Below are 20,575 nucleotides of genomic sequence, written 5' to 3'. Positions count from 1 at the left end.
GTCCCGCATAAGCCGACTCCCCGCTCGCTGGCCGCCGTTCTAGAATGTGCGCATGAACGAGCTGACCTTCCGCACCGCTACCGCCGCCGACATCCCGGCCCTGATCGAACTGGTGACCTCTGCCTATCGCGGCGATGCGTCCCGCGTGGGCTGGACCACTGAAGCCGACATCCTCGATGGCCAACGCGTTGATGCCGACGGCATCCTTGCCGACATCAACCGCCCGCGCAGCGTCATCCTGATCGCCGAACAAAACGGTCAATTGCAGGCCTGCTGCCATGTCGCCGATGAAGACGGCCATGGCTATTTCGGCATGTTCGCGGTCAGCCCTACCGCCCAGGGTGGCGGCGTCGGCAAGCAGGTGATGCAACAGGCAGAGCGCCATGTGTTCGAGCAATGGCAACTGCCGACGATGCAGATGACGGTGATCGATTGCCGCGATGAACTGATTGCGTTCTATGAGCGCCGTGGCTACGTCCGCACCGGCATCAAGAAGCCATTCCCGTACGGCGATGCCCGCTATGGCATCCCCAAGCGTGACGACCTGCAATTTGAAGTGCTGGAAAAGCGGTTGGGAGCCACGGCATGAGCGAGACCTGGACTTTCATCTGCGCCAGCGAAGAACTGCTCCCCGGCGAAATGAAGACGGCCTTCGACGAAGTCACCGGCACACCGTTGGTGGTGTTCAACCTGGATGGCGAGCTGTACGCACTGGAAGACCAATGCAGCCATGAGGAATTCGAGTTGTCTTCGGGCGTGATCGACCCGGTCGAAGGCAGCATCGAGTGCATTCTGCACAGTGCCCGCTTCGACATCCGCGATGGCCGTGCCCTGTGCGCGCCTGCCTACTCGCCGGTGCCCAAATTCCCGGTCAAGCGGGATCACGGCGGCATCTGGTCCCGCGACGACCGCGACTGATCCACAGGCCCGCAATCAATGCTCCATCCGGCGCCCCGAAAGGGGCGTCCGCGCTTCCGCCCCTGGCCCAGGCCCAGGCACGGCAGATGGATGAGCGGGTAGCCATCTCGTACCTGATCGGTTGCGCCGCTGAACCCGGCTAGCCCCACTGCCAATGCTTCCGGCCAATTCCAGCCAGCCGTTCTTCGTATGGGTACAGCCACTTCTCAATATTGATAACGCAAACAATTCTCAATAAGATGCGCATCCATTGCACTTCCGCAATGATTCCGCCCCTTCCCGCAGTCCATGCCCAACCCGCCGTCCTCAGCCATTCAGCAACTGACCGCCCTTGTGCGGCAGCGCTTGCCGTGGCTGATGCTGGTAGTCGGCATGCTGCTGGCCTGGACGATGTTGGGCCACAGCCTGCCTGCCACGACCAGCGCCTCATCGGCGGAAGCGCAGGTGCTGATCAGCCCTGACCGGGGCCATCCAGACGATCTGCCCGACCTTGTCGCCATTGCGGAATCCGGCGCCGAGTCCTCCCGCAGCGCGCGCCAGCGTCCTGTCGACAGCCACGTCCCGCCGACTGCCCCCGTGGCGGCGCCGGCCGGCATGTTTGTCGCAGCCGCCACCGACACCTTGCTCCAGCACGCCGTGGAGCGGTCACACCGTTATCCCCCGGCGCTGTATCTGCTGCTGAATCCCGGCCACGCCCCTCCGCTGGCCTGATTGCGTTCGTTGCTGGCGGCGAGCCAGTGCACTGCCGTAATCCATCCCTCATCACCGCGCCTGCAAGCCAATGATCCCGGGCTCTCCCGCTCGGCCATGGCCAGCCAGCTGCTGACCGCTCCCTCCCGTTCTGCGCACTTGAACCCCGGCCTTCGGCCTGCGTCGGTGCGTGGCCGTCACTCCCCTTTCCTGGCACACCTTTTCCCCATGACGCATATCAAAAGCCGCAAGCATGTTTCCCCGACGCGCAGCGTCGGCACTCTGGCCTCCACCGCAGGCCTGATCACTCTGGTCGCGTTCCCGGCCTTGGCGCTGGCGCAGTCCGCCAGCCGTGAGGCGCAGACGCTGGACCAGGTCGAGGTGCATGCCACGACCGGCTACAAGAGCGAGAAGTCGGCCAACACCAAGTACACCCAGTCGTTGCAGAACACCCCGCAGACCATCCAGGTGATCACCAGCGACCTGTTCAACCAGCAGGGCGCGACCACCCTGACCGAAGCGCTGCGCAACAGCGCTGGCGTGGGCACCTTCTATGCTGGTGAGAACGGCAATACCAGCACCGGCGACACCGTGTACATGCGCGGCTTCGACAGCTCGAACAGCATCCTGGTGGACGGTATCCGCGACCTGGGTTCGATCTCGCGCGATGTGTTCAATACCGAGCAGGTCGAAGTGGTGAAGGGCCCGGCCGGTACCGACATCGGCCGTACCGCACCCACTGGCGCGATCAACATGATCAGCAAGCAAGCCAACCTGCGTGACGCAGTGTCCGGCTCCCTGTCAGCCGGTGTTGACGGCCAGCAGCGTGCTACCGGCGACTGGAACCAGACCCTTGGCGCCACCGCCGCGCTGCGCGTGAACGCCATGTGGCAGGACAGCGATGTCGCCGGCCGCGACCACGTCAACGACAAGCGCTGGGGTATCGCGCCGTCGTTCGGCTTCGGCCTGGGCACCGACACCCGCTACTTCCTCAACCTGCTCTACTTGAAGCAGGACAACATTCCCGACGGCTTCGTGCCGACCATCGGCCTGCCGGGTTGGACCCCGCAGCCGGGTTTGGAGCAGTTGGCCGGCCATCCGGTGAACCCGGAGAACTTCTACGGCACCCGCTACGACCACGACGACGTGACCGCGCAGCAGGCGACGTTCCGCTTCGAACATGACTTCTCCGATACCTTCAAGCTCACCAACACCGCCCGCTGGGGCAAGACCGAGCAGGACTATCTGCTCACCGCCTTCATGTCGACCGGCGGCGCCACTGGCAACATCAAGTGGACGGACATCAATGATCTGTCCAGCTACACGATGAATCGCAGCAACCTGACCTACAAGGATCAGGAAAACACCATCCTTACCGACCAGCTGAACCTGCGTATCGACTTCGTCACCGGCCGCGTGCAACACAACCTCAGCACCGGCCTGGAGTTCACCCAGGAGCAGCAGAAATCCTGGGGCAAGGCCGGCACCGTCGGCGCGGACTGGGGCCCGGCCAACCTGTACAACCCGGACTGGAATGCCACTGGCCTGAGCACCCGCCGTACCGGTGCCCGCACCGACGGCAAGACCACCACGTCCTCGCTGTATGTGTTCGACACCCTGAAGTTCACCGATAGCTTCATGCTCACCGCTGGCGTGCGTGCCGACCACTACAAAACCGAATACAGCAGCTCCGTGCTGTGCACCGCCGCGAACTGCGCCGGCAATCCGATCGGCACGTTGATCGCCCTGCCGTCGCTGGAAGATTCCGACACCCTGATCAACTGGAAGGTCGGCGCGGTCTACAAGCCGAGCGAAGCGGTCAGCCTGTACGCCAACTACGCCCTTTCGCAGCAGCCCCCGGGCGGCAGCAACTTCCAGCTCAACGAAACAGCCGGCAACGTCAACAACATCAACATGGACCCGCAGGAAGCCCGCACCATCGAAGTGGGCACCAAATGGGCGTTCATGGATGACGCACTGGCACTGAACGTAGCGCTGTTCCGTACCGAAGTGACCAATGAAATCACCGGCAGCGTGGCCGACGGCTATTTCCAGAACGGCCAGAAAACCGTGGAAGGCATTGAGGTCTCCACCGTCGGCAAGATCACCGACAACTGGTCGGTCTCGGCCGGCTATACCCACATGAACAGCAAGGTGGATACCGGCAATCTGCTGACCGCCGACGGCAGCAACAACCTGACCTATACGCCGGACGATGCCTTCACCGGCTGGACCAGCTATGTCTTCCCGTTCGGCCTGACCATCGGTGGCGGCGTGCGTTACTCCGGCGAGATGCACCGCGGCACCGACGGCGCCAAGGGCACCCCGGCGTTCACCAAGTCCTACAGCGTCTATGACGCCGTGGCGTCCTATGCGGTCAACGACAACCTGGTGCTGCGCGTGAACGCCTATAACCTGTTCGACAAGCAGTACGTCGCGGCAATCAACAAGAGCGGCTACCGTTACACCCCGGGCACCCCGCGTACCTTCATGTTCAGTGCGGACTTCCGCTTCTGAGCCAGACGGCGCGGGGATATCCTCCCCGCGCCTCTACCGGAAAACCCCATGCTGCTGCACATTCCCAATGTGTTGACCGCGCAGGAACTGGCGGATATTCGCCACTCCCTGGATGCCGCCGACTGGACTGACGGTCGACAGACCGTCGGCCATCGCGGTGCGCAGGTAAAGCGCAATGAACAACTCCCCGACAGCTCGCCATTGAAAGCATCGTTGGGGCTTACGGTGCTGTCCGCGCTGGAGCGCAACCCGCAATTTTTCGCGGCGGCGCTGCCGCTGCGGATCCTGCCGCCGCGCTTCAACCGCTACCAGGGCGGCGGCGAGTATGGCTTCCATGTTGACGGCTCGGTGATGGCGGTCGGCCACGGCGAACACCGCAGCCATATCCGCTCGGACATCTCCTGCACGTTGTTCCTGTGCGAGCCGGAGGAATACGAAGGCGGCGAGCTGGTGATCAGCGACACCTACGGTGAGCACGAGGTAAAGCTGCCTGCCGGCGACCTGGTGGTTTATCCCTCCAGCAGCCTGCACAAGGTGCAACCGGTCACACGTGGTGCACGGCTGGCCTCGTTCTTCTGGGTCCAAAGCATGGTGCGTGACGACGCGCATCGCCGCTTGTTGTGGGAGCTGGACCTGTCGATCCAGCAGCTGACCGGCGATGTCCCCCAGCACTCCTCATTGGTCAGCTTGACCGGCATTTATCACAACCTGCTGCGGCAATGGGCTGAAACCTGAGGCCCTGCCAGCCCGTCAGCGATGGCTCGGTATGCCTTCACCACGCGCCTCACCGGAGGATCGTGAGTGACATTCGTCAATCACGATCAATTCTCATTTGCACAAGCTAACGACTCCCACTTACAATTCCCGCCCGAAGACGCCCGGCTGACTTGGCCGCGCGCTCCACCTGGGAATTTCAGTGCAGCAACCGCAGCGCCATCAGTACCGGGCCATCACCGCACAGCGCTCCAATGCGCTGCGTCCGGTGGTCCTGTGCGCGTTGCTCGTGTTGTCGCTGTTGGCCTCGCTGTGGCAGATCGGGCAGCACGCACCGCGCGTTGGCCTGGTCGAAACCACCACCGCCGCTGCCGGTGAAGAACGCTCGGGCGGTGAGAAATCGCTTGAAGAAGAAAGCCCCGCCAAGCTTCGCCGGGTAACCCGTTTGCGCGCACCGCGCGCCATCCAGCTGTACCCCTCATTGCAAGGGAACAGCTTCAAGATCGCCGCCGTTGCTCATGCTCCGCGGATCCCCGCGGCGTCAGGCCAGCTGCACTACACGTTGCCAAGCCAGCGCCAGCAACGCGGCCAAGCACCCCCGCTGGCCTGATCGCTTCACTCCCGGGCCACTTCCGGCCTGAGTGTTACCTGCTTTTCTCTCTTTTGTCGCAACGTTCGCCGCAGTGAAGTCAACGCGGCAACCGTCTGCGCACCTGCTCTCACCTACTTCCTTCCGAGGTTCCCCATGGCCCAGTGCCATCGCCGTCGTGCGTCCGTCTCCCGCCACCTGCTCACCGCCGCCGTGCTCGGTGCACTCAGCGTCACCGCCCACGCCAATGGCAACGGCGCCCCGACCACACTGGACAAGGTGGTCGTCACCGCCAGTGGTTTCGAGCAGAAGATCACCGATGCGCCGGCAAGTATCTCGGTCATCACCCAGGAAGAGCTGGCCAAGCGTCCGTACATGACCTTGCTGGATGCCGTGCGTGACCTGGAAGGCGTGGATGTGGGCGAAACCCGCGACAAGACCGGCCAGGGCACCATCTCGATGCGCGGCATGGGTTCGGACTACACGCTGATCCTGATCAACGGCCGCCGCCAGAACAATCACGGCGACATCTACCCGAACAACTTCGGTGGCAACCAGTTCAACCATATTCCGCCGCTGGATGCGATCGAGCGCATCGAAGTGATCCGCGGCCCGGCCTCCACCCTGTATGGCGCCGATGCCATGGGTGGCGTGATCAACGTCATCACCAAGCGCACGCTGGACAGCTGGCATGGTTCGGCCACCGTTGCCCGTACCTTCGAGACCAACGACGAGTTTGGCGATGACAGCACCGCCGATCTCTTCGTCACCGGCCCACTGGTGCCAGGCGTGCTGAACCTCAGCGCGCGCGCCAGCTGGTACGACCGCAAGGCCTCCAACCCGGTCTACTCCTCGGTCACCGATCCGGCGGGCGTCGAGCACAACCGCGCACTGGGCTTTGGCAGCGGCGGCAAGACCGTGGACAACACCAACAAGGCCGGCGGCATCAGCCTGGCGTGGACGCCGACCGAAGACCAGACCATCACCCTGGACTACGACACCTCGCGTCAGGAATACGACAACTCGATCAAGATCAATGATCAGGGTGTTGAGGAATATCCGGTCGGTACGGTCGATGGCATCGCCTCGATCTGGCGTGGCAATTCCACCAGTTGCATCGCCCGTCGCAACTGCACCCGCGCCGATCCCCGCGTCGGCTACGGCCCGACCCAGGAGTTCACCCGTGACGCCTGGGCACTGACCCATGACGGCAAGTGGGACTTCGGCAACAGCTTTGTCTCGCTCTCGCACGTCGCTACCAATAACGACGGCCGCACCATGCCGTTCACCGTGGCTGAGCGCCGCCAACTGCTGCAGATGCTCAATGCCACCGGTGCGTACGCCGGCCTGACTGAAGCACAGCGCCGCGCCGCCGCCGAGCAGGCCTTCCTTCCGCGCCCCCAGCGCACGCTGGAAAGCTCGCAGTACACGCTTGATGCCAAGGTCGACGTCCCGTTCCAGGCCGCCGGTGACCACACTGCAGTGTTTGGCACGCAGGTGATTCGCGGTGAACTGACCGACGGGGTGTTCGGCATGGAAGTCGGCACTCCGGGCCGCAAGCAGGAGCACAACATGTACTCCCTGTTTGCCGAGGACACCTGGACCGTAATCGCGCCGCTGGCCATCACCTATGGCCTGCGCTTCGACGACCACGAAGTGTTTGGCGACCACCTGAGCCCGCGCCTGTACGGTGTGTACACCGTCAATGAGCAGTGGACGGTCAAGGGCGGTGTCAGCACTGGCTTCAAGACCCCCAAGACCACGCAGCTGTATGACGGCGTCACCGGTTTCGGGGGCCAGGGCACCTCGCCGATGTTCGGCAACCCGGATCTGAAGCCGGAAACCAGCACCAGCACCGAGCTGGCGGTGTACTGGCAGCATCCGGACGGCCACAACTTCAACGCCACGCTGTTCCACAACAAGTTCGACGACAAGATTTCCTCGCAGCCCTGCGGTGCGGGCCTGAGCCTTGCCTGCACCAGCACCGGCGAGTACGCCGAGCTGGGCTACGCCACCAGCAGCAAGACGGTGAACATCGATGAAGTTGTGATCCAGGGTGCGGAAGTGGCCGGCCGTTGGGAAATCAACGACGCCTTCAGCCTGCGCGCCAACTACACCTACACCGACAGCGAGCAGAAGAGTGGCGCGAACAAGGGGCTGCCGCTGGGCAACAGCGCCAAGCACATGGCCAACGCCACGTTCAATTGGCAGGCCAATGATCGCTTCAGCCTGTTCCTGACCGGCGAAGCGCGTTCCAAACGCTTCAACGCTGTCAGCGCCGTCACCGGCAAGCCCCTGTATTACAAGAACTACACCGTGTTCCATCTGGGCGCATCGTTCGAGGCCACGGAGTGGTTGACCGTCAACGCCCGCATCAACAACCTGTTCGATCGTGACTTCACCACCTACCAGACCACCTTTACCGACCTGGACGGCGATGGCAGTTATGCCGATAACACCAACGAGGTGTTGTTCATGGACGACTACAACAACAAGGACAAGGCACGCAGCTTCTGGCTGAGCCTCAACGCCCGGTTCTGACAATTCTTGCCCGCCCGGCGCGGGCAAGGCGGTCCCCGCATACCGACGGCAGCATACGGACGCTGCCATCGGTGTAGTCACTACCTCAAAGCCCGCCGATGGCGGGCTTTGTCGTTTCTGTCAGCGGCACCGGATCGCGCACCCGGTGATACAGTCCGCACACTCAAAAACGCCCTTGCTTCATGACCAGCCGACCCTTCCATTCCGTACAGGCGCTGCGCGCCATCGCTGCATTGCTGGTCGTGTTGTTTCATCTGGAGATCGTGGAGCAGAAATACTCCGCCGCCAGCCCCGTCATTCCGGCGCTGCTGCGCTTTGCCGACAGCGGGGTGGATCTGTTTTTCGTCCTTTCCGGCTTTGTGATGACAACCATCGCCGCCGGCCGCTACGGCAGCCCACGCAACGCGGCTCAATTCCTGGTACGGCGCGGCTGGCGTGTTCTGCCGCTGTACTGGTTCTATACAAGCATCGTCGTGTTGCTGATGCTGGTAGCGCCGGGCATGGCCAACAGCTCCTACCAAGACCAGAACATCGTCGCGTCCTATCTGCTCTGGCCGCAACCACAACTGCCGTTGCTCACGGTGGGCTGGACGCTCATCCATGAGATGTTTTTCTACCTGGTGATGGCGGCGCTGATTGCCTTCGCCCGCCAGTCGCAGCTGCCGTGGCTGCTGCTCGGCTGGGCGGTGATCACCTTGGCCGCACATCATCTACTAGGGCCCACCGCCGCTCCCTGGCAGCGCATTGCCAGCAGCCCGCTCACCCTGGAATTCATCGCCGGCGCCTTGGTTGGCCTGTACTGGAATCGGCTGCCCGCGCGCCTCGCCCTTCCCACCGCCGGCATCGGCGCCGCTGGATTCGTGGGCGTCATGCTTGCGCTTGCCCACGTCGATGCGCAGGCAACGTCGGCCTCGTTGCGCATGCTGGGTTTCGGCCTGCCCGCCGCCCTGATCACGCTCGGACTGGTCCGTTGGGAACGTGCGACCGAGCCTTCCCTGCCCCGACCACTGCTGCTGATCGGCGACAGTTCCTACTCGCTCTACCTGAGCCATGTCTTCGTGATTTCCGCCATGGGCCGGCTTTGGCAGAAAAGTGGGCTGAACACCGCCGTATGGCACTCCTGGCTGTTCGTGCTGCTGGCCGTGTTGGCCTGCGTCGCGGCCGGGTTGATTTCCTGGCGGATGCTTGAACGCCCGCTGCAGCAGCTGCGGTTCCTGCGCAGGGGGAAGCGGCCGGAACCGCGTCCCATGCCAGGCTGAAGTCGGCGGGATTACGATACAAATGGATACAAATTGCGAATCATTCTCATTAGTGATTTAATCTTTGGCTTCCCATTTGTCTTAATCCCGTGTCAGCCGACCGCGCATCCGCCAACATCGTGCAACAACAGGCCAGCCGTGGCTTCTGGTTGCGCACATTGCATCAATGGCATTGGATCAGTTCGGCGGTCTGTCTGATCGGCATGTTGCTGTTCTCCATTACCGGCATCACCTTGAACCACGCGTCCAAGATCGAAGCCAAGCCCGACGTGCACAACCAGAAGATCGAGTTGTCTGCACCGCTGCTCAAGGCATTGGGCACGCGCGAGGACGGCAATGCTCCGCTGCCGGGCAAGGTGGCTGACTGGCTGTCGCGCGAGTTGGATGTGTCCATCGGCCAGCGCCCTGCCGAGTGGTCGCCGGAAGAAATCTATCTGTCCATGCCCGGCCCCGGCAGCGATGCATGGTTGAGCATCGATCGCGAAACCGGCGCGGTGGAATTCGAAAAAACCCGCCGCGGCTGGGTGTCCTACTTCAACGATCTGCACAAGGGCCGCAATGCCGGCCCGGGCTGGGGTTGGTTCCTGGACCTGTTCGCCGTGGCCTGCCTGGTGTTCTGCATCACCGGTCTGTTCCTGCTGCATCTGCATGCGCGACAGCGACGCATGACTTGGCCGCTGGTCGGTCTGGGCCTGCTCATCCCGCTGTTGATTGCCCTGCTCCTCATCCATTGACCTGCTCCTCACCGAACGTTCCCCTCCCCGGAGTCGCACCATGCGCGTCACCCTGACCATCGCCCTGAGCGGATTGATCGCCACCGCTCCTGCGGCCTACGCCGCCAGCCTCGACGTCAATGTCGAAGTGCCTTCGCTCAACGTGGCCGAGTACCACCGCCCGTATGTCGCGGTGTGGATTGAAGGCGCCGACCAGAAGGTCGCGGCCAACCTGTCGGTCTGGTACCAGCTCAAGGACACCGCCGAAGGCCATGGCACCAAGTGGCTGCCGGACCTGCGCCAGTGGTGGCGCAAGAGCGGGCGCACGCTGCAGGTGCCGGTGGATGGCGTGACCGGCCCGACCCGCCCGGTCGGCAAGCACCAGCTCAGTTTCAATGACCGCCAGCCGCAGCTGCGCGGCCTGGCCGCCGGCCAGTACACGCTGGTGGTGGAAGCCGCACGCGAAGTGGGCGGCCGCGAACTGGTCAAGATTCCCTTCACCTGGCCGGCCCGCGCCGCACAGAACGGCAGCGCCCAAGGCACCGCCGAACTGGGTGCCGTCACTCTCGCCGTCAAACCCTGATTCGCCCACGTCACTGGAGCTATCCGATGAAGCGTTCCCTGATTCTTGTTGCCGCCCTTGCCGCAGCACTGCCGTTCACCGCCTCCGCCCACAAGGCCTGGCTGCAGCCGTCGCAGACCGTCATTGCCGGTACCAATCCGTGGATCACGGTGGACGCGGCCGTGTCCAACGACCTGTTCTATTTCAACCATGTGCCGCTGCGTATCGACAACCTGGTCATCACCGCACCTGATGGCAGCTCCGTGCAGCCGCAGAACGTGGCTACCGGCAAGTACCGTAGCGTGTTCGACGTGGAGCTCACCCAGCAGGGCACCTACCGTCTGGCCAACGTCAATGCCGGTCTGTCGGCCACCTGGCAGGAAGACGGCAAGCCCAAGCGCTGGCGTGGCAATGCGGAGAAATTCGCTGCCGAAGTGCCGAAGGACGCGCCGGAGCTGAAGGTGTCCGAGACCGCAGGCCGCGTTGAAACGTTCGTCACCAACGGCAACCCGAACGACACCGCGCTCAAGCCGACCGGCAAGGGCCTGGAGATGGTCGCACTGGGCCACCCGAACGATCTGGTCAATGGCGAGCAGGCCAAGTTCCGCCTGTTGGTGGATGGCAAGCCGCAGGCCGGTCTGGAAGTTGAGATCACCCGTGGCGGTACGCGTTACCGCAATGCGCAGGAAGAGATCAAGGTGACCACCGACGCCAAGGGCGAGTTCTCGGTCACCTGGCCGGAAGCCGGCATGTACTGGCTGGAAACCGGCACCGAAGACAACAAGACCTCGGTACCGCAGGCAAACGTACGTCGCCTGAGCTATGTCGCCACGCTGGAAGTACTGCCGCAGTAATGCGCTCAAAGCCCCTCTCCCGTATACGGGAGAGGGGTTGGGGTGAGGGCAAAATCGAAGTCCTGTCGTTGAACTACCCGTTTCGTGACAAGACGGGTTCACCAACTGGGCGCGTGGCGACGCGTTCGTCAGCACGACGTTTCATGGCCCATTGAGGCGCCCCCTCATCTGCCCCTTCGGGGCACCTTCTCCCGCAAACGGGAGAAGGGACGTGACATGCGATTCTCGCGCTGGGAATCCACGCAAACAGCCCTCCGCCAAACAGATACCGATGTCCCCCAACTCCGACATCGCCGCCCTTGGCGGCCACACCATGGGCACCACGTGGAGCGCCAAACTGGTCGCGCCACGCAGTCGTGACCTGCATGCGCTGCATGCCGGCATCCAGGCCGAGCTGGACCGCGTAGTCGCGCAGATGAGCACCTGGGAAGCGGACTCGGACATCAGCCGCTATAACCGCGCCGGTGCCGGCAGTTGGCATCCCATTCCAAACGATTTCTGGAACGTGCTGGTCGCCGCGCATGACATCGCTGCGCGCAGTGATGGTGCATTCGACCCCAGCATCGGCCCCTTGGTCGCGTTGTGGGGTTTCGGTGCCAACGCTGCTACACAGCGCGCGCCCGACCCCGCACAGTTGGCAGATGTCGCCAGGCGGTGTGGCTGGAACAAGCTGCAGTTGAATCCGCAAACGCAGTCGGCCCTGCAACCCGGTGGATTGCAACTGGATTTATCCGCCATCGCCAAGGGTTACGGGGTGGATCTGGTCAGCCGCTGGTTGCGCCGCAACGGCATCGACGCGGCGCTGGTGGAAGTAGGCGGCGAGTTGCACGGTTACGGCCTCAAGCCCGATGGCCAGCCGTGGCGGGTGCTGGTGGAATCGGCACCGGAAGAAGACGCAGGCGCCGAATATCCACCGCGCGTGTTGGCTTTGAACGATCTCGCCGTGGCCACCTCCGGTGACCGCTGGCATCACTACGAACACGATGGCGTGTCCTACAGCCACACGCTCGACCCGCGCACGCAGGCACCGGTGACACGCGCCACGGCCGCCGTCACCGTGATTGACCACGAAGCGATGCGCGCCGATGCCTGGGCCACCGCGCTCACGGTGATGGGCGCCGAGCAGGGCTTGGCATTCGCCAACGAACATGACCTTGCCGCGCGCTTTGTATCGCGTAGCAACGCCGGGCTGGAAGAGGCCATGACGCCCGCCTTCCAGCGCTACCTGGATGCAGAGACGCAATGAGTTCCCACCGCTCCCCGCGTGCCGTGCTCGGCAATCTCGGCATGATTGCCGCGCTGCTGCTAGTGGCATTCCTGCTGCTGCGTCTACATCTGCGCGAAAGCTGGTGGCTGGCGTCGCCGCTGCCAGTGCAATGGACGAGCGCTCTGGTCGCAGCCGCGATCTATGCAGCGGCCTGCTTCGCGCTGTGGTGGCGGGTGCGCCCACGCAAAGAAGACATCCGCGATGACGGCGTGCCGCCGGTGCTGGTGGTCTGGGCCAGTCAAACCGGTTTCGCCCAGCAGCTGGCCGAACGCACCGCAGAGAGCCTGCGCGCTGCCGGCCACAAAACCCGCCTGCGCGCGCTCGACCAGGTGGACGCCGCGTTGCTGGGCAGCACCCACAACGCGTTGTTCATCGCCAGCACCACCGGCGAAGGCGATCCACCCGATCACGCACTCGCCTTCCTCAGCCGGGTGATGACGCAGTCCACCTCGTTGCCGCAACTGCAGTACGCCGTGCTCGCACTCGGCGACCGCACCTACGACCATTTCTGTGCGTTCGGCCATCAACTGGATGACTGGCTCCGCGAACACGGCGCACACCCGTTGTTCGACACGGTGGAAGTGGACAATGCCGACCCGGATGCACTGCGCCATTGGCAGCAGTTGCTCGGCCAACTCGGTGGCAATGCCGCCGACGTGCCGGACTGGAGCGCACCGGCCTACCAGCCATGGCAGCTGCAGCAGCGGCAAGCACTCAACCCTGGCAGTGTCGGTGGCACGGTATTCCACCTCACGCTGCTTCCGGCGGAAGGCGCGTTGCCGATGTGGCAGGCCGGCGACATCGCCGAGGTCGGCCCGCATCAATCCCCCGATGCGGTTGCCCAGTGGATGATCGGGCACGGTTTCGCCACGACCACGTCGCTGCCGGATGGACGCCTGCTACGTGATGTTCTGGCGGTCTCCTACTTTCCTGAGCAGATTCCAAGCGGTGACCTCACTGCACTTGCCGCCGCACTCAAGCCGTTGCCGCATCGCGAGTACTCCATTGCGTCGATGCCGTCGGACGGCACACTGCAGCTGATGCTGCGCCGCCAACTGCGACCGGACGGCACGCCCGGGCTGGCCAGTGGCTGGCTGTGCGATTACACCGTACCTGGCGACACCATCGATCTACGACTGCGCAGCAACCGCAATTTTCACCCGCCGCTCGGAGACGCACCGCTGATCCTGATTGGCAACGGCACCGGCATCGCGGGATTGCGTGCGCACCTGCGTGCGCGTATCGACGCCGGCGCGCAGCGCAATTGGTTGCTGTTCGGCGAGCGCAACGTCAGCCACGACTTCCACTTCGGCAACGAGTTGCTGCAGTGGCAGCGTGACGGTGGTATCGAACACCTGGATGCCGTGTTCAGCCGTGACGGTGACCAGTTCCACTATGTGCAGGACGCGTTCGCCGCGCATGCACAGCGACTGCGCGAGTGGGTTGAACAAGGTGCAACGATCCTGGTCTGTGGCAGCCTGCAGGGCATGGCACCCGCAGTGGATGCCGTCATCGCGCAGGCACTCGGCGCAGAGGCGCATGAGGCGTTGCGCATCGCCGGCCGTTATCGCCGCGACGTGTACTGACAAACCCGCGTTATTGCCGAGCCATGCTCGGCACGAAGCTCAATCGGCAAGGCCTCAGCGGAGCATGGCTCCGCTCTACAGCGTGGCTGCCGGGGTCACGCGAATGGCCAGCAGCTCGCCACCACCATTCAACGCGAAACGTCTGCGCTCGCCGGCGCCCAACCAAGCGGTATCACCTGCGGACATCGCAGCCAGCGCGCCGTCTTCAAACTCCGCCTGTCCAGCCAATAGATGAATTGCCCATGCCGCCTGCGGCTCAGTGAAGAACAACATGCTGCCGACCAGCGGCCGGTGCAGCAGCTCGGCCTGCAGTACATCGCGGCGCCACATCAGGTTGAAATCCTGTGTCACCCCATCGACCAACGCTCCGGCAATATCTTCTTCACCGGCAAAACGCAGCCGTTGATACGGCGGCAGCAAGGTCTCACAGCGGCCATCGGCAAAGCGCAGCCGCAGCCCTTCGCCCTGCAGCAGTACCAGTTCGCGCTCCACGCCGGGGAAGGTGGAAAACGCTGCGTCCTGCTCGATCTCGGCAATCGACAAACGTAGCTGCCAATCGCCCTGCTCGGGCAGACGCAGGATTTCGCGGGTCCAGCCCTGGCCATTGCGCCAGCGTTCGCGGTGATAGTCAGCTGAAGGGAGGATGCGGGAAGGGGCGTTGAGAATATCCATCGCCGCATGATGCCATCGTCGCGTAACTCAACGCATGTGCAAGAGCCGCCTCCGCCGCAAAGCCACGGGGACTTCAGGCAGGGCGCAACCCGTCAACCAGCGACGGATTGCCGAGGCCACATGCCGGCAAGCATTGCGTGCTTCACGGCTGAAACTGCTCCCAAGGCGAATGGGTCAACGCGGCATTGCCAAATGCTCCGCCGTCAGCGGCTTGCCTGCACGCGGCGTGGTGGCAATCACCGCGCTGGCCGGCAACGCGGCACCATTATCCAAGCGCGCCTGCACACGATCCAGCGCCGCATACACATACGGCAGCAGCGGCAGATAGCGCGCGCCGTAATCCGGCAGGCCGAGGAATCCGTCGAAGTGCTGCACATGGCGCACCTGCCAGTAGCTCACTTCGCGCCCAGCAGCGTTTGCTGCAGCGGCATACGGCGCACTGCTGAAGGCCGGAGGAATCAAGCCATCGTCGGTGCCGTGAATCACCATCACCGGCAGCCCCTTGCGCGGGAGCCCGGCGCGGGTGGCCTGGATCCCGGCCTGCACGCGTTTGGCATCCTCACTCTGCCCGTCCCACAAACCCCGCAGGCACTTCAGGCCAGCGTAGGTCAGATCCGGCAGCTGCACCTTGCTGTCCAACAAGCCCACACCCGCGCCCGGCGGAATGCCGCTGCCATCGGATATCCATGCCGCGCGTTCGGCGGCAGTAGAGGCGCGCGGCGAGAAGTCGGGGTTCTGCGCGGCAAAGCTGAAGCCGCACGGATGCTCGCCCACGCCATAACGGCCGTAGGCCGATGCATAGGTTGCGGCGATGGCACGCCACAGGTCGAAGCCGGTGGACAAGGCACCGGCACGCAACGCTTCGTCGGTCCAGCCCTTGCTCATCATCAGTTCGTAAGCCGACTTGGCCTGCGCTGCTGGGGTAGCGCCGCTGATGACACCCTCGGCCGCCAACGCGGCGCAACGCATTGCGGCACCCGCCTGCAAGGCAGCAGTCATCGGTGGCTGGGGCAGATTGCTCATATGCAGCTGCGCGCACGGCATCAACAGCGCCGCCTCGGTGGTGTAGTCGTACAGGGCGCGGGCGCCCGGACCATCGGAATAGATACTGGGCTCACCGGCAACCACTGCATCCAGCCAGTCGCCTTCCAACTCGGCGGCACGCAGCACCGCGCCGCCACCGTTGGAAATGCCCACGGCGATGATGCGGGTGTTGTCGAAGGTGAAGGGCGCTGCCTGCGGATAGGCCTGCTCCAGCGCCAACAGTGCGAACTCGGCCGCCTGCTTCACATGGCGGCCCCAGTCGGCTTCCGGGTTGTCCTTGGAGTGCGCATGCTTGAACGCCACGCCCGACGCGTTGACGGGTGCATCCGGCACGAAGGCCAGGTCGGCGACCTCGCCCAATGCACCCACGGTGCCGTTGGCACGCACCCCCATCTGCGCATTGAGATCGTAATAATCGCTGCCCGCGCCCTTGTCGGTGTAGACCACCGCACACCCCTTGGGCAGGCCCCAGGCCGCTGCCACCGATACCGCACCGTAGATGCCGCGCGAGCCGGAGGCCGGTGCGACCAGCACGCAGCGCTTTTCAAGATCGAAGTTGTCGGGCACCTGCGTCAGCACGCGGTGGGGCTGTTTGGCGCCGGGCAACCGTGCATAGGCCGAATATTCGCGCCCCGGCGCCGCTGCCAGGCTACCGAACACCTCGCCATAACCACCGCCCGGAGCCAGATCGGCAATGCCGCGCCAGCTGCCCCACAGCGCGCGTCGGCGCAGCTCTTCCACCGTCGGTGCGTTGGGATCGGCGAAGGCCGGTGGCGCCATGCTGCGCAGACCCGTCAAGCCCAGCCCGGCGGTGAGCAGATCGTCGCTGCCGCGATGATCGCTGCGGAGTTCGTTGCTGAACATGGAAGGCTCCACGGACTTGGAGGCTGGGCCGCTGGCACAGGAGGCCAGGCTCAGTCCGACGAATAGGCCGCAGGCGGCGCGCAATAGGGATTGGCTCATGGGCGCACCCTAGCAGAGGCACCCGGGCCGGCTCATCGTACTTTGGTACCACACGCCTTTAGCACGCTGGCTGCTACGTTCCCTGCACTTCCCCACGTTTTTATGGAGTCCCCCATGGACCGCTTTCTGCAAGGCCGCACCGCATTGGTAACCGGTAGTACCTCCGGTATCGGCCTGGCCATTGCCCAAGCCCTCTCCGCAGCGGGCGCACGCGTTGCGATCAATGGACTGGGCAGCGACGAACAGATCGACGCCGCGCTCAAGAGCGTCACCGACGCCGGCAGCCAGGCGCGTCACTTCGACGCCGACCTGCGTCAACCCGACCAGATCAACGGCATGCTCGAAGCGGTACAAAGTTGGGGCCAGATTGATGTACTGGTGAACTGCGCCGGCATCCAGCACGCCGCACCGCTGGCCGAACAGCCCGCGCAGAAGTGGGATGACATCATCGCCATCAACCTCAGCGCGGCCTTCCATACCATGCAGCACGCGCTGCCGGGCATGGCCGAACGCGGTTACGGCCGCGTGCTCAACATCGCCTCGGTGCATGGCTTGGTGGCGTCCAAGAACAAGGCACCGTATGTGGCCAGCAAGTTCGGCATCGTCGGCTTGAGCAAGGTTGCCGCGCTGGAATACGCCGCCGCCGGTAGCCGCGACAGCGGTGGCGTCACCGTCAATTGCATCTGCCCCGGCTGGGTGGAAACCCCGCTGATCGAGCCGCAGATCCAGGCCCATCGCAATGGCGGCAGCCGCGAAGACGGCGTGCGAGCCCTGCTCGAAGAGAAGCAACCGAGCCTGCGCATGTCGCTGCCCGAGGACATCGCTGCGATGGCGGTGTGGCTGTGTCGTCGCGAATCCCACAACGTCACCGGCGCCGCCCTGCCGATGGATGGAGCGTGGACAGCGCAGTGATGCTGCAGTGAGCGGAGCGGCGTGAGGGAAGACCAGAGCAGAAGCGGGAGCCAAAGCTGAGTTTCGCTTTTCTCTCACGCATCTCGCTTCTTCACTCACTCCCAACCCGCCCGCTCATTTCTGGCCTGTTGCCTTTACGCCTGCTTCGGCCTCTACTCACCCCTGTTCACCCATTGTTGCCCTACATGCCAAGCCTGCTGATCGCCGACGACCATCCCCTGTTCCGCGCTGCCTTGCGTCAAGCGGCAAGCGATGCGGTCAGCGGCATGCAGGTGCGGGAGGCCGAATCACTGGAGGGCGTGCTGGCCGCGCTGGATGCCGCGCCGGACACCGACTTGATCCTGCTGGACCTGCACATGCCCGGCAACCACGGTTTGGCGGGGTTGGCCGCCATCCGCGCCCAACACCCGGGCGTGGCGGTGATCGTGGTCTCGGCCAATGACGACCCGCGCGTGGTCCGCCGCGCGCTCGATCACGGTGCTGCCGGTTACCTGCCCAAGAGTTCCGGGTTGAACGAACTGCACGACGCCATTCGCTGCGTGATGGCCTGCGAGCAATGGCTGCCGGCGTCGCTGCGCGCCTCGGTGACCCGGGCACAATCCTCGCGCCACGACAGCGAGCTGGCCGCGCGTCTGGCCAGTTTGTCGCCACAACAGTTCCGCGTGCTGGTGCTGGTAGCCGAAGGTCTGCTCAACAAGCAGATTGCCGACCGGCTGGACGTTCAGGAACGCACCGTCAAGGCGCATCTGTCGGCAATTTTCGAGCGCCTCGCCGTGCGCAACCGTACCCAGGCCAGCGTGGTGCTGCGCGAGCTGGAACTAAGCGATCCGGCCCGTCAGGTGGTCTGAGCCCGACGCAGACGCAGAGCGCCCGTCAGTACCCGCCACCCAACCACGTGCTCAGCTGTGCCACATCAAACGGCCAATCCAGCTCGCGGCCTGTGCCATCGCGCAACACCGGCACGCGCACGCCGTAGCGGTCTTCCAGCACGGCGTCCTCGTCGATGAACACGCTGTCGAACTCCGGGGCCCGGGCCTGCGCCAACACCGCCAGCGCCAGATCGCACAGATGGCAGTCGTCGCGCTGATACAGAACCAATCCGCTCATTCTTTGCTCCACCGGGGGAATGCTGCGCTGCAGGCAAGGCCAGCGGCGGCGAGCCCGTAGAATAGCGGCCTCTCTACGCAGTCCGCAGAAATACGCATGTCCGTCAGTACGTTCGACCTGTTCAAGATCGGCATCGGCCCGAGTTCGTCACACACCGTGGGCCCCATGCGCGCGGCCGAGCGCTTTGTGCACCGCTGGCTGCTGGATCCGGGCCGCCTGCAGGACGTGGTGCGCATCCGCGCCGAGGTGTTCGGTTCGCTGGCCCTCACCGGCCGTGGCCACGGCACCGACAAAGCGGTACTGCTGGGCCTGGAAGGCCACCGCCCGAACGAGATCGACCCGGACGTCATTCCTGCCGCGCTGGAGCGCATCCGTTCCAGCAAGCGCATCAACCTGATGGGCCAGCGCGAGATTGCCTTCGACGAGAAGCGCGACCTGGCCATGAACAAGCGCCAGAAACTGCCGTACCACACCAACGGCATGCGCTTCACCGCCTATGACGCCGATGACCAGATCATCGCCACGCGCGATTACTACTCGGTGGGTGGCGGTTTCGTGGTCAACGAGGACGACGCCGCCGACGACCGCATCGTGCCCGACCAGACGCCGGTGCCCTACCCGTTCAAAAGCGGCGACGAGCTGCTGGCGCAGGCCGCGCGCAGTGGTCTGAGCATCGCCCAGATGATCTTCGAAAACGAGAAGTGCTGGCGCAGCGAGGATGAGATCCGTGCCGGCCTGCGCGAACTCTGGGACGCCATGCAGTCCTGCGTGACCCGCGGCATCCGCTCCGAAGGCACCCTGCCCGGCGGGCTCAACGTCAGCCGTCGCGCACCCGCGCTGTATCGCGAGCTGTCCGAGCGCCCAGAAGCGGCCATGCGCGATCCGCTGACCACGCTGGACTGGGTGAACCTGTACGCCCTGGCCGTGAATGAAGAAAACGCCGCCGGCGGCCGTGTCGTCACCGCGCCCACCAATGGCGCGGCCGGCATCATTCCCTCGGTGCTGCATTACTACGACCGTTTCTGCCCCGGCAGCAACGAGCAGGGCATCTTCAATTTCATGCTCACCGCTGCGGCCATCGGCATTCTGTACAAGGAAAACGCGTCGATCAGCGGCGCCGAAGTGGGTTGCCAAGGCGAAGTGGGCGTGGCCTGTTCGATGGCTGCCGGTGGCCTGATGGCCGCACTGGGCGGCAATCCGGGACAGATTGAAAACGCCGCCGAAATCGGCATGGAGCACAACCTCGGCCTGACCTGCGACCCGATCGGCGGGCTGGTACAGATTCCCTGCATCGAGCGCAACGCGATGGGCGCGGTGAAGGCGATCAACGCCAGCCGTATGGCGATGCGTGGCGACGGCAAGCACAAGGTGTCGTTGGACAAGGTCATCAAGACCATGCGCGACACTGGCCGCGACATGCAGGACAAGTACAAGGAAACCAGCCGTGGCGGCCTTGCCGTCAACGTCATCGAGTGCTGATGCGCCAACGGGCAGACGCTGGCCCCGATGGGGCTGGCATCTGCTCGCACTCCTGCTGCTGTGGCTTACCGCCAGCACGCTTTGGAATCATTACTGGACAGCGGCGCCCGCCGAAGGCGCCATCGATGCTGGCGCTGACCGCACACGCGCTATGGCGCCATTGGCAACACCCAAAAGCGGCCCTATAG

General features: G+C 64.2%; 19 protein-coding genes. 16 read left to right on the top strand and 3 right to left on the bottom strand.

From position 1 onward, the window contains the following. The first annotated feature begins 52 nt into the window (after positions 1-52). From PAN08_RS09590 to PAN08_RS09530, 13 genes are all read left to right on the top strand, one after another. Positions 53-589, top strand: a complete 537-nt coding sequence (locus PAN08_RS09590; RefSeq protein WP_269791296.1) for a GNAT family N-acetyltransferase — start codon at positions 53-55, stop codon at positions 587-589. Then, positions 586-918: a non-heme iron oxygenase ferredoxin subunit gene (locus PAN08_RS09585; RefSeq protein WP_269791295.1), complete on the top strand. Its 333-nt coding sequence runs from the start codon at positions 586-588 to the stop codon at positions 916-918. Before PAN08_RS09590 ends, PAN08_RS09585 begins: the two co-directional genes overlap by 4 nt. A gap of 288 nt (positions 919-1,206) precedes the next feature. Beyond that, positions 1,207-1,629 carry a hypothetical protein gene (locus PAN08_RS09580; protein ID WP_269791294.1) on the top strand — a complete coding sequence of 141 codons (423 nt, stop codon included), beginning with the start codon at positions 1,207-1,209 and terminating at the stop codon, positions 1,627-1,629. Between the two features lie 207 nt (positions 1,630-1,836). Then, positions 1,837-4,125, top strand: a complete 2,289-nt coding sequence (locus PAN08_RS09575; protein ID WP_269791293.1) for a catecholate siderophore receptor Fiu — start codon at positions 1,837-1,839, stop codon at positions 4,123-4,125. 48 nt (positions 4,126-4,173) lie between these two features. After that, positions 4,174-4,860, top strand: a complete 687-nt coding sequence (locus PAN08_RS09570; protein WP_269791292.1) for a Fe2+-dependent dioxygenase — start codon at positions 4,174-4,176, stop codon at positions 4,858-4,860. A 181-nt stretch (positions 4,861-5,041) separates the two neighbouring features. Continuing rightward, positions 5,042-5,449, top strand: coding sequence for a hypothetical protein (locus PAN08_RS09565; protein WP_269791291.1), 408 nt, complete (start codon positions 5,042-5,044; stop codon positions 5,447-5,449). A 135-nt stretch (positions 5,450-5,584) separates the two neighbouring features. After that, positions 5,585-7,969 carry a TonB-dependent receptor gene (locus PAN08_RS09560; protein ID WP_269791290.1) on the top strand — a complete coding sequence of 795 codons (2,385 nt, stop codon included), beginning with the start codon at positions 5,585-5,587 and terminating at the stop codon, positions 7,967-7,969. A gap of 182 nt (positions 7,970-8,151) precedes the next feature. Continuing rightward, positions 8,152-9,228, top strand: a complete 1,077-nt coding sequence (locus PAN08_RS09555) for an acyltransferase (protein ID WP_269791289.1) — start codon at positions 8,152-8,154, stop codon at positions 9,226-9,228. A gap of 119 nt (positions 9,229-9,347) precedes the next feature. Further along, positions 9,348-9,962: a PepSY-associated TM helix domain-containing protein gene (locus PAN08_RS09550; RefSeq protein WP_269791888.1), complete on the top strand. Its 615-nt coding sequence runs from the start codon at positions 9,348-9,350 to the stop codon at positions 9,960-9,962. Between the two features lie 40 nt (positions 9,963-10,002). Further along, positions 10,003-10,524 carry a DUF2271 domain-containing protein gene (locus tag PAN08_RS09545; protein ID WP_269791288.1) on the top strand — a complete coding sequence of 174 codons (522 nt, stop codon included), beginning with the start codon at positions 10,003-10,005 and terminating at the stop codon, positions 10,522-10,524. 26 nt (positions 10,525-10,550) lie between these two features. Next, positions 10,551-11,357, top strand: coding sequence for a DUF4198 domain-containing protein (locus PAN08_RS09540; protein ID WP_269791287.1), 807 nt, complete (start codon positions 10,551-10,553; stop codon positions 11,355-11,357). A gap of 271 nt (positions 11,358-11,628) precedes the next feature. After that, complete coding sequence (locus PAN08_RS09535) at positions 11,629-12,603, top strand: FAD:protein FMN transferase (RefSeq protein ID WP_269791286.1); 975 nt, start codon at positions 11,629-11,631, stop codon at positions 12,601-12,603. Next, positions 12,600-14,210, top strand: a complete 1,611-nt coding sequence (locus tag PAN08_RS09530) for a sulfite reductase subunit alpha (RefSeq protein ID WP_269791285.1) — start codon at positions 12,600-12,602, stop codon at positions 14,208-14,210. Before PAN08_RS09535 ends, PAN08_RS09530 begins: the two co-directional genes overlap by 4 nt. A gap of 75 nt (positions 14,211-14,285) precedes the next feature. On the opposite strand, the gene PAN08_RS09525 is transcribed toward PAN08_RS09530, so the two are convergent. Then, complete coding sequence (locus tag PAN08_RS09525) at positions 14,286-14,882, bottom strand: HutD family protein (RefSeq protein ID WP_269791284.1); 597 nt, start codon at positions 14,880-14,882, stop codon at positions 14,286-14,288. Between the two features lie 174 nt (positions 14,883-15,056). Further along, positions 15,057-16,889 (bottom strand): 3-hydroxybutyrate oligomer hydrolase family protein, encoded by a 1,833-nt coding sequence (locus tag PAN08_RS09520; protein WP_269791283.1) that lies wholly within the window; start codon positions 16,887-16,889, stop codon positions 15,057-15,059. Between the two features lie 114 nt (positions 16,890-17,003). Between PAN08_RS09520 and PAN08_RS09515 the strand changes: the two genes are divergently transcribed. Continuing rightward, entirely contained in the window at positions 17,004-17,801 is a 798-nt protein-coding gene (locus PAN08_RS09515) for a 3-hydroxybutyrate dehydrogenase (protein ID WP_269791282.1), read from the top strand. A gap of 185 nt (positions 17,802-17,986) precedes the next feature. Further along, on the top strand, positions 17,987-18,649 hold the full coding sequence (locus PAN08_RS09510; RefSeq protein WP_269791281.1) for a response regulator transcription factor: 663 nt from the start codon (positions 17,987-17,989) through the stop codon (positions 18,647-18,649). Positions 18,650-18,674: 25 nt separating this feature from the next. Here PAN08_RS09510 and PAN08_RS09505 read toward each other — a convergent pair whose 3' ends face one another. Next, a complete protein-coding gene (locus PAN08_RS09505; RefSeq protein ID WP_269791280.1) occupies positions 18,675-18,908 on the bottom strand; it encodes a glutaredoxin family protein in 234 nt (77 codons plus the stop codon). Between the two features lie 96 nt (positions 18,909-19,004). On the opposite strand from PAN08_RS09505, the gene PAN08_RS09500 reads away from it, so the two are divergent. After that, positions 19,005-20,387 (top strand): L-serine ammonia-lyase, encoded by a 1,383-nt coding sequence (locus tag PAN08_RS09500; protein WP_269791279.1) that lies wholly within the window; start codon positions 19,005-19,007, stop codon positions 20,385-20,387. Positions 20,388-20,575: the final 188 nt, after the last annotated feature.

The sequence above is a fragment of the Stenotrophomonas sp. Iso1 genome, assembly GCF_027497995.1.
Taxonomy (GTDB): Bacteria; Pseudomonadota; Gammaproteobacteria; order Xanthomonadales; family Xanthomonadaceae; genus Stenotrophomonas.
Note: the sequence above shows the minus strand (reverse complement) of the source record. Positions and strands in the feature narration are given on the sequence as shown.

What these genes read in the sequence shown, in the direction of transcription:
- PAN08_RS09540 (WP_269791287.1), top strand. Translation starts at nt 10,551, where the DNA reads ATGAAGCGTTCCCTGATTCTTGTTGCCGCCCTTGCCGCAGCACTGCCG.
- PAN08_RS09535 (WP_269791286.1), top strand. Translation starts at nt 11,629, where the DNA reads ATGTCCCCCAACTCCGACATCGCCGCCCTTGGCGGCCACACCATGGGC.
- PAN08_RS09500 (WP_269791279.1), top strand. Translation starts at nt 19,005, where the DNA reads ATGTCCGTCAGTACGTTCGACCTGTTCAAGATCGGCATCGGCCCGAGT.
- PAN08_RS09555 (WP_269791289.1), top strand. Translation starts at nt 8,152, where the DNA reads ATGACCAGCCGACCCTTCCATTCCGTACAGGCGCTGCGCGCCATCGCT.
- PAN08_RS09505 (WP_269791280.1), bottom strand. Translation starts at nt 18,908, where the DNA reads ATGAGCGGATTGGTTCTGTATCAGCGCGACGACTGCCATCTGTGCGAT.
- PAN08_RS09580 (WP_269791294.1), top strand. Translation starts at nt 1,207, where the DNA reads ATGCCCAACCCGCCGTCCTCAGCCATTCAGCAACTGACCGCCCTTGTG.
- PAN08_RS09570 (WP_269791292.1), top strand. Translation starts at nt 4,174, where the DNA reads ATGCTGCTGCACATTCCCAATGTGTTGACCGCGCAGGAACTGGCGGAT.
- PAN08_RS09585 (WP_269791295.1), top strand. Translation starts at nt 586, where the DNA reads ATGAGCGAGACCTGGACTTTCATCTGCGCCAGCGAAGAACTGCTCCCC.
- PAN08_RS09560 (WP_269791290.1), top strand. Translation starts at nt 5,585, where the DNA reads ATGGCCCAGTGCCATCGCCGTCGTGCGTCCGTCTCCCGCCACCTGCTC.
- PAN08_RS09520 (WP_269791283.1), bottom strand. Translation starts at nt 16,889, where the DNA reads ATGAGCCAATCCCTATTGCGCGCCGCCTGCGGCCTATTCGTCGGACTG.
- PAN08_RS09515 (WP_269791282.1), top strand. Translation starts at nt 17,004, where the DNA reads ATGGACCGCTTTCTGCAAGGCCGCACCGCATTGGTAACCGGTAGTACC.
- PAN08_RS09575 (WP_269791293.1), top strand. Translation starts at nt 1,837, where the DNA reads ATGACGCATATCAAAAGCCGCAAGCATGTTTCCCCGACGCGCAGCGTC.
- PAN08_RS09510 (WP_269791281.1), top strand. Translation starts at nt 17,987, where the DNA reads ATGCCAAGCCTGCTGATCGCCGACGACCATCCCCTGTTCCGCGCTGCC.
- PAN08_RS09525 (WP_269791284.1), bottom strand. Translation starts at nt 14,882, where the DNA reads ATGGATATTCTCAACGCCCCTTCCCGCATCCTCCCTTCAGCTGACTAT.
- PAN08_RS09590 (WP_269791296.1), top strand. Translation starts at nt 53, where the DNA reads ATGAACGAGCTGACCTTCCGCACCGCTACCGCCGCCGACATCCCGGCC.
- PAN08_RS09530 (WP_269791285.1), top strand. Translation starts at nt 12,600, where the DNA reads ATGAGTTCCCACCGCTCCCCGCGTGCCGTGCTCGGCAATCTCGGCATG.
- PAN08_RS09545 (WP_269791288.1), top strand. Translation starts at nt 10,003, where the DNA reads ATGCGCGTCACCCTGACCATCGCCCTGAGCGGATTGATCGCCACCGCT.